Genomic DNA, 7,483 nt, shown 5'->3' with positions numbered 1-7,483 from the left:
CGCCATCGGCAACTGGATCGCCTTCCACAACCCTCGCCGCCCGCATCAGGCGCTGAACATGAAAACATCCGCCGAGGCAATTGCATTAGCGGCTTGGTCGGCGCAGATCCCGCTGAGTCGATACACAGACACGCCGCGGAGGGTGAACAACTTGGAGAGCACGTTGAGGTCGTTGGTCGAGTTGAGCTTGCGGGAAACCCGTCACCGCCGGCAGCAGCTTCCATCCGACTGGCCCCTGCGGCATGGAAACTGGGCTACAGGCCGTGGTGGGTCCCGAGCTACGGGTGCGGGGCATCGACGAACTCCGCGTGGCCGATGCCCCGATCGTGCCGACGCTGATCCGGGGCGCACGAACGCCGCGTTGATGATGATCGGCGAGGAGGCGGCCGCGCTGATCATGAGAGATTGATCGAGGAGTTCTTGCGGCGGGAGCGCCACCTCCAAATCGGTCCGAAGTGCCCCGCCGCCGGACATGATAAACCGCGGCTTGCGCCGCGGTTCTTTATCTTCATCCGAAGAAGATCAGGCCGCGCGCGAGACGAGGACCGCGTCCACCGCCTTCTGCGCACCCGCTTCGTCCACGCCCGAAACGGCCGCCACTTCGCGGGTCAGACGCTCGAGAGCCGCCTCGTAGAGCTGACGCTCGGAATAGGACTGCTCGCGCTGATCGTCCGTCCGGTGCAGGTCGCGCACCACCTCGGCGATCGACATCAGATCGCCGGAATTGATCTTCTGTTCATATTCCTGCGCCCGGCGCGACCACATCGCGCGCTTCACGCGGGCCTTGCCCTTGAGCGTATCGAGCGCCTTCGTCACCACGTCGGGCGTCGAAAGCGAGCGCATGCCCACCTCGGTCGCCTTGTGGGTCGGCACGCGCAGCGTCATCTTGTCCTTCTCGAACGAGATCACGAACAGTTCGAGGCGGATACCGGCGATCTCCTGCTCCTCGATCGAGATGATCCGGCCGACGCCATGCGCCGGATAGACAACGAACTCGTTGGGACGAAACTCGGGCTTCTTGGTCTTGGTCATCCAGTCGCTTCCTCGATGCGGCAGCTCACGTCCTCGCGACAGACACACCAACGCCCGGATCTTCCGGTCCGGGCGATGCAAGGGCGAATGTCGCTAGAAACTCCACCCCAGGCGAGCAGCTCTGAGATGGTTGTCGGGCTTCCGTGCTTGTTTATGAAACCCTTGTATCACAAAAAGCGGCCGATTCCAACTCTGCCGAGCACAGCGGGTTCCACGAAATCGTTATCATCCCGCCTTGCGGGCGGGCGCCAGCCGCAGCTGAGACGAAGCGCCGCAGGCTTCAGCCCCCTTCGCCCGGCTTCTCCGAGAAGTGGGTGGCAAGCTTGCCGGTCTGGCCGTCGAGATCGGCGGCTTCGGGCAGCGGGTCCTTCTTGGTCACGATGACCGGCCAGATCTCGGCGTATTTGCGGTTCAGCTCGAGCCAGGACTCCATGTCCGGCTCGGTGTCGGGACGGATCGCGTCGGCCGGGCATTCCGGTTCGCACACACCGCAGTCGATGCACTCATCCGGGTGGATGACGAGCATGTTCTCGCCCTCGTAGAAGCAGTCCACCGGGCAGACTTCCACACAGTCGGTGTATTTGCAGGCGATGCAGTTGTCGGTCACCACGTAGGCCATGGACGGAACCTTGCTCTCTTGTCTTTGCGGGGTCTGTTAATGCAGCAGCGCCGATCATTCAAGCGGCGAAGCGGCCGCAGGGGGCGTATCCAGGTCGTCGTAAAGGCCGCGCGCCTCGCTGGCCGGACCGCGCCGGACACCCACGGCGACCACCCGGATGAGGCGGATGCGCCCACCCTGGGGAAAGGCGAGCGTGTCTCCCTCGCCGACCGGCTGCGCGGGCTTGGCGACATGCTGTCCGTTCAGGCGCACCCGTCCCGCCTCGACCAGGGCGGAGGCGAGGGCGCGCGTCTTGAAGAAGCGCGCCTGCACCAGCCACTTGTCGAGGCGGATCGTGGCTCTGTCGGCTGCGGCCAACCGGATCAGGTCCGGTCGCGCAGCGCGGCCAGAACGGCGAAGGGGTTGTCCGGGTCGATCTTCTCGGTCCGCGCCGGGCGCGACTCGAAGGTTTTCGGCTGGTTGCGCTCGCCGCCCTTGCGGTCGAGCTTGCCGCCCTTGCCCTTGGGACGCGGATGACCCTGACGCTCGCCCCGTTCGGGACGGTCGCCGCGGGGCGGGCGCGCGTCGGACGCGGCTTCGGCCGGCGCTTCGCCCTGCGGCGCACGCGGAGCGCGGCCACGGCCCTCGCCCTGCCCCCGGTCATGCCGGCGCGGCCCGCGATCCTGCCGGCGCGGAGCCCAGGTGAAGGTGTAGAAATGCTCGGTCTCGACGACGGCGGGCTTTTCCGCGGCGGTTTCGGCCGAAACCTCCTCTGCAACCATTTCCGGGGCCTCGGCGGCAGCCTCGGGCGCGGCCTCACCGGCCGTAGCCTCGCCCTCGGGAGCGGGAGCCGCGACCGGGGCCGCCTTGACCTTCGGCCGTTCACCCGGATCGGCACGGTAGCCGAGGCCCTGCATCAGGCCCGCGAACTGGTCCAGCGTCATGCCGGTGATCGAGAGCATGTCGGGCGTCGCCTCGAAGCCCGCACGGCTGTCCTTGGCGCGCAGCAGGTCGGCGAGACGTTCGAGCATGTCGATGCGGATCGCGCGCTGGCCCGCCGGATGGTAGCCGGCCAGGGTGTAGTGCATCCGCGGCACGTCGGCAATGTGCGGGATGGTGACGAGGCCGGGCGGCGGGCTCTCGGGAAACTCCTGCAGACCGTTCGCCAGCGACCAGAGCACCAGCCGCAGCCGCGTCGGCGCCGGTTTCAGCAGGAGCGGCAGGAAGATCGTGAACTGCCCGAAGCGCACGCCATGCTTGCGCAGCGCCGAGCGCGCCTCCTGATCGAGGGCCTTGACATCCTCGGCCACCTGCTCGCGCGGGATCACCCCGAGGCTTTCCACCAGCCGGAAGGCAAAGCCGCGGGCGAGGCCCGTCAGCGTCTCGTCCCGGCTCATGGCCAGAAGCGGCTCGAACTGCGCCGCCACCTTGCGGTCGATGAAATGCTGGAGCCTGCGGCGCACCTTCTCGGCGACCTCGGCCCCGGCGTCCTCGTCCACGAAGGGCTCGACCTGCGGGCGCATCGGCTCGGGGCCGGCGACCAGCTTGCCCACCGCCTGCTCGCCCCACATGAGGCCGCCCTGTTCGGTGAAATCCATCTCGGTGTCGGGCGAATTGTAGAAGCGGTCCGCCCGGAGGTGGAATTCCGGCCGCAGCGCCTGGATGGCGGCCTGCCGCAGGGTGCGCGCCTCGTCGGGCGAGTTCGACGCATCCTGCCGGAAGCGGAACCCTTCGAGACGGCCGACGAACTCGCCTTCCACCGTCACCTCACCCTTGTCATTGACCTCAGCCACAAGGCTCTCCTTCTGCTTCAACCGGCGCATGAGCACGGAAGTGCGCCGATCGACAAATCTCTGCGTCAGCGCGCCGTGCAGCGCGTCCGACAGGCGGTCTTCTACCGCGCGAGTCTCGTCGCGCCAATGACTTTCATCCTCGACCCAGCCGCGTCTCTGCGCCACATAGGTCCAGGTCCGAATATACGCGAGCCGTTTCGAGAGTGTGTCGATATCTCCCGACGGGCGGTCGATCCGGGCGATGGCGCGCGCCAACCAGTCGTTTGGCACCTTTCCGTCGCACAGGAAGCCGAAAATCCGGGCAAGAAGAGTCACATGCTCGGTCGCCGAGATGCTGCGGAAGTCGGGAATCCGGCAGACGTCCCACAGAAGCCGCACCTGATGGGGCGAGCGCAGCCGGTCGCGCACCTCGGGCTCTTCCGAGAGCGCCTTGAGGGCATGGAGGTCGTCCGACTCCCGCGCCCGCGAGAGCCATTCGTTCGATGTGGGCTCTTCCAGCGAGGCGATCAGCCGCTCGACCGTGCCGAACTCGAGCCGGTCGTTGCGCCAGTGCAGGCGCTGGATCGGGGCGAAACGGTGGTTCTCGATCGCATCGACCACGCCCTCGTCAAGCGGCTCGGCCTCGCCCGTCACGCCGAAGGTGCCGTTCTCGGTATGGCGTCCGGCGCGGCCCGCGATCTGGCCCAGCTCGTGCGGGAACAGGTGGCGCATCCGCCGCCCGTCGAACTTCACCGTCGAGGAAAAGGCGACATGATGAATGTCGAGGTTGAGTCCCATCCCGATGGCATCGGTCGCCACGAGGTAATCCACGTCGCCGTTCTGGTAGAGCGCGACCTGCGCGTTCCTCGTCCGGGGGGACAGCGCCCCCATCACCACCGCACAGCCGCCCTTCTGGCGGCGGATCAGTTCCGCGATGGCATAGACGTTGTCGACCGAGAAGCCGACGATGGCGCTTCGCGGCGGCATCCGGCTGATCTTCCTGGATCCTGCGTAAGAGAGGGTCGAGAGCCGCTCGCGCCGAAGGAAGGTCACATGCGGCACCAGCGCGGCGATCGCGCCCCGCATCACGTCCGAGCCGAGGAACATGGTCTCGACCAGCCCGCGCGCCCGCAGCAGACGGTCGGTGAAGACATGGCCGCGCTCGGGATCGCCGCAAAGCTGGATCTCGTCCACCGCCACGAAATCGGCGCCGATCTCCATCGGCATGGCCTCGACGGTGCAGACCCAGTATTGCGTGCGGTCGGGGACGATGCGCTCCTCACCGGTGACCAGCGCCACGACCGAGGGCCCGCGCTGCGCCACGATCCGGTCATAGACCTCGCGCGCCAGCAGCCGCAGCGGCAGGCCGATCACGCCCGTCCTGTGGCCCAGCATCCGCTCGATCGCATGGTGGGTCTTGCCGGTGTTGGTCGGTCCGAGGACCGCCGTCACCCTCGCGGTCGCGCGCATGGGCCTGCCTCAGAGTTCCTGACCGGCCGCCTTGGCTTCCAGCCGTTTCACCGCCTGCTCTACCCCTTCGAGGTGCGGATGTATAGCGAGCGCGGCCCGATAGACCTCGAGCGCCCGCTCGGGACGCTCCATCTGCTCGAGCATGGTGCCCAGCCCGGCCAGCGCGCCGAAATGGCGCGGGTTGAGGGTGAGGACGCGGCCGATGTCGGCCATCGAGGGCCCGAACATGCCGGCGCGGAAATAGGCGGTCGCGCGGGCGTTCCACCCTTCGGCGAAGTCAGGGGCGTGATCGACCAGCGCCGTCAGATGCTCGATTGCGACCCTGCTTTCGCCGGCCGACATGGCCTCGCGCCCCCGCTGGAGCAGGAGATCGGCCGAAGGCGAGCCCGACCTGGACCATTCGGTGAAGATCTGCCGCTCGATTCGCCGCGCCGAGGCCGCGTCGGCCTCCTTCAGCCGGGCGAACAACTCGTCCAGCCCCCCGCCCGCGCCGGCCGTCTGGGCATCGGCCGCGGCCCATCCGAAGACAATCGGCAGAATTGCCGCCACGATAGCGTTGTGAAACGGTCGCCGCGCTTTCATAGTCCGAATGTAGCGTGCCGCGGGCCGAACGCCAGAGGCACGGGCTCAAGAAACAGAGAATGGAGACAGCCGGGAATGAGCAAGGTGATCGACGCCGCAGTGGAAGCGCTCGGCCGCAAGGTGTCCAGCTTCGACGGCAGTGCCAAGTTCATCATCGCCGATGAGGGGGTGATCATGATGGACGAGGCCGGCGTGCGCGCAGGCGATGGCGAGGCTGACGTCACGATGACCGCATCGGCGGACGTGTTCCAGCAGATCCTGGAGGGCGATCTCAACCCGACCATGGCCTTCATGTCGGGCCGTCTCGCCATCGAGGGGTCAATTCCCATGGCGATGAAGGTGGGCGCGGCCCTCAGTTGAGCGCGCCGCCCTTCCACTCGGAGATCGCGCGCGGGCCCGATGGTGTCCGCGCGCAGTGGATTCGCACCCAGGATGGCGTGCGGCTGCGCAGCGTGATCTGGCCCGAGGGCGGCCGGGGCACCGTGCTGCTCTTTTCGGGCCGCACCGAATACGCCGAGAAATACGGGCCCGCCGCCGATCAGCTGCGCCGCCGCGGCTATGCCTCGGCCACGCTCGACTGGCGCGGACAGGGCCTGTCCGACCGCTCGCTGAGCGACCCGCTGGTGGGCCATATCAGCGACTTTGCCGAGTATCAGCAGGATGTTGCGGCGTTCGTCGCGCATGTCCGGGCGCAGGGCCTGCCGGAACCCTACCACCTGTTGGCCCATTCGATGGGGGGCTGCATCGGCCTGCGCGCGCTGCACGAGGGGCTTGCGGTGCGCTCGGTCTGCTTCTCGGCCCCGATGTGGGGCATCCGGGTCCATGCGGCGCTGCGGGTCGTGGCGGCCGCCCTGGGGGCGCTTGCCCGCCGGACGGGGCTCGGCCATCGCTATGTGCCCGGCACCGGCACGCGCAGCTATGTGCTCGCCACCGCCTTCGAATCGAACGTGCTCACGCGCGACCGCGAGATGTTCGCCTGGATGCAGGACCAGCTTGCGCGCGTGCCCGAACTGGGCCTGGCCGGCCCCAGCCTCGACTGGCTGCGCGCGGCCTTTGCCGAGACCCATCGCCTTTCGCATCTGTCTTCGCCCCGGCTTCCCGCGCTCTGCATCGTGGGCTCGGCCGAGAAGGTCGTCGATCTGGACGAGATCCGGCGCCGGATGGGCGGCTGGCGGGACGGAGAACTGCAGATCGTGCCCGGCGCCGAGCATGAGGTGATGATGGACGGCCCCGAGGTGCGCGATGCCTTCTTCGACGCCGCGACCGCCCTCTTCGACCGAGCGGCCGAGGCCGCCCCGGTCAGATCCGAATCTGCGTGAACCCCTCGCGCAGCGCGCGCGACCAGGCTTCGGACATGGCGCGGAAATTCTCGTCCCCGGCCTCGATCCGGCGGCGCGAGCTGATGCGGCAGCCGTCGCGCTCGATCACCGCAAGGTCGAGCGGCATCCCCACCGACAGGTTCGAGCGCAGCGTCGAATCCATCGACAGCAGCACGGCCTTCTGCGCATCGGCCAGCGAGGTCTCCGGCTTGACCACCCGGTCGAGGATCGGCTTGCCGTACTTGTGCTCGCCGATCTGCAGGAAGGGCGTGTCCTCGGTTGCCTCGATGAAATTGCCCTCGGGATAGATGAGGAACATCCGCATCTCGCCGCCCTTGCGCTGGCCGGCGACGATCATGCTGGCCGAGGCGCCCTGCTTCATCGCCGCAAGCTTCTCGTCGATGTCGAGCCGCACGCGCGCCAGCATGTTGCCGATGATCTCGGCCACGTTCAGCATGGTCGGGGCCTTGAGGATCGAGGTCTCTTCGGTGGCGTCGGGGTCGTGCATCGCCTCCTTCAGGCGGGCGATGGTGGTCTGCGTCACCGAGAGGCTGCCCGCGGTCAGGATCGCCACCACACGCTCGCCCGGCTCTTCGAAGACGAACATCTTCTTGTAGATGGCGATATTGTCGAAGCCCGCGTTGGTGCGGGTGTCCGACAGGAGAACCATCCCCTCGTTGAGCAGCAGGCCCACACAATAGGTCATGACA

9 protein-coding genes are annotated in these 7,483 nt (G+C 67.6%); 3 read left to right on the top strand and 6 right to left on the bottom strand.

Features of this window, described 5'->3' with window-relative positions; translation table 11 throughout:
* A partial coding sequence (locus FG154_RS21880) for a hypothetical protein (RefSeq protein ID WP_425456846.1) occupies positions 1-409 on the top strand: 409 nt, incomplete at its 5' end.
* A 113-nt stretch (positions 410-522) separates the two neighbouring features.
* Here FG154_RS21880 and FG154_RS09910 read toward each other — a convergent pair.
* From FG154_RS09910 to FG154_RS09890, 5 genes are all read right to left on the bottom strand, one after another.
* Complete coding sequence (locus FG154_RS09910; RefSeq protein WP_002719580.1) at positions 523-1,032, bottom strand: CarD family transcriptional regulator; 510 nt, start codon at positions 1,030-1,032, stop codon at positions 523-525.
* 280 nt (positions 1,033-1,312) lie between these two features.
* Positions 1,313-1,651 (bottom strand): ferredoxin FdxA, encoded by a 339-nt coding sequence (gene fdxA, locus FG154_RS09905; protein WP_011908581.1) that lies wholly within the window; start codon positions 1,649-1,651, stop codon positions 1,313-1,315.
* 54 nt (positions 1,652-1,705) lie between these two features.
* Positions 1,706-2,008 carry an RNA-binding S4 domain-containing protein gene (locus FG154_RS09900; protein WP_145107185.1) on the bottom strand — a complete coding sequence of 101 codons (303 nt, stop codon included), beginning with the start codon at positions 2,006-2,008 and terminating at the stop codon, positions 1,706-1,708.
* A 5-nt stretch (positions 2,009-2,013) separates the two neighbouring features.
* The gene (locus FG154_RS09895) at positions 2,014-4,872 is read right to left on the bottom strand and encodes a helicase-related protein (protein WP_145107183.1); all 2,859 of its coding nucleotides are present in this window, start codon (positions 4,870-4,872) and stop codon (positions 2,014-2,016) included.
* A 9-nt stretch (positions 4,873-4,881) separates the two neighbouring features.
* Positions 4,882-5,421 carry a tetratricopeptide repeat protein gene (locus tag FG154_RS09890; RefSeq protein WP_246100203.1) on the bottom strand — a complete coding sequence of 180 codons (540 nt, stop codon included), beginning with the start codon at positions 5,419-5,421 and terminating at the stop codon, positions 4,882-4,884.
* A gap of 108 nt (positions 5,422-5,529) precedes the next feature.
* Here FG154_RS09890 and FG154_RS09885 point away from each other — a divergent pair, with 108 nt between their 5' ends.
* A complete protein-coding gene (locus FG154_RS09885) occupies positions 5,530-5,814 on the top strand; it encodes an SCP2 sterol-binding domain-containing protein (protein ID WP_011908584.1) in 285 nt (94 codons plus the stop codon).
* Positions 5,811-6,773, top strand: coding sequence for an alpha/beta hydrolase (locus FG154_RS09880; protein ID WP_145107177.1), 963 nt, complete (start codon positions 5,811-5,813; stop codon positions 6,771-6,773). The genes FG154_RS09885 and FG154_RS09880 overlap by 4 nt, the downstream gene beginning before the upstream one ends.
* On the opposite strand, the gene FG154_RS09875 is transcribed toward FG154_RS09880, so the two are convergent.
* The gene (locus FG154_RS09875) at positions 6,754-7,479 is read right to left on the bottom strand and encodes a proteasome-type protease (RefSeq protein ID WP_145107174.1); all 726 of its coding nucleotides are present in this window, start codon (positions 7,477-7,479) and stop codon (positions 6,754-6,756) included. The genes FG154_RS09880 and FG154_RS09875 overlap by 20 nt on opposite strands.
* Positions 7,480-7,483 lie beyond the last annotated feature (4 nt).

The organism is Cereibacter sediminicola (assembly GCF_007668225.1).
Classification (GTDB): Bacteria; Pseudomonadota; Alphaproteobacteria; order Rhodobacterales; family Rhodobacteraceae; genus Cereibacter_A; species Cereibacter_A azotoformans.
The sequence above is the reverse complement of the archived record's forward strand: the minus strand, read 5'-3'. Positions and strand labels throughout refer to the sequence as shown.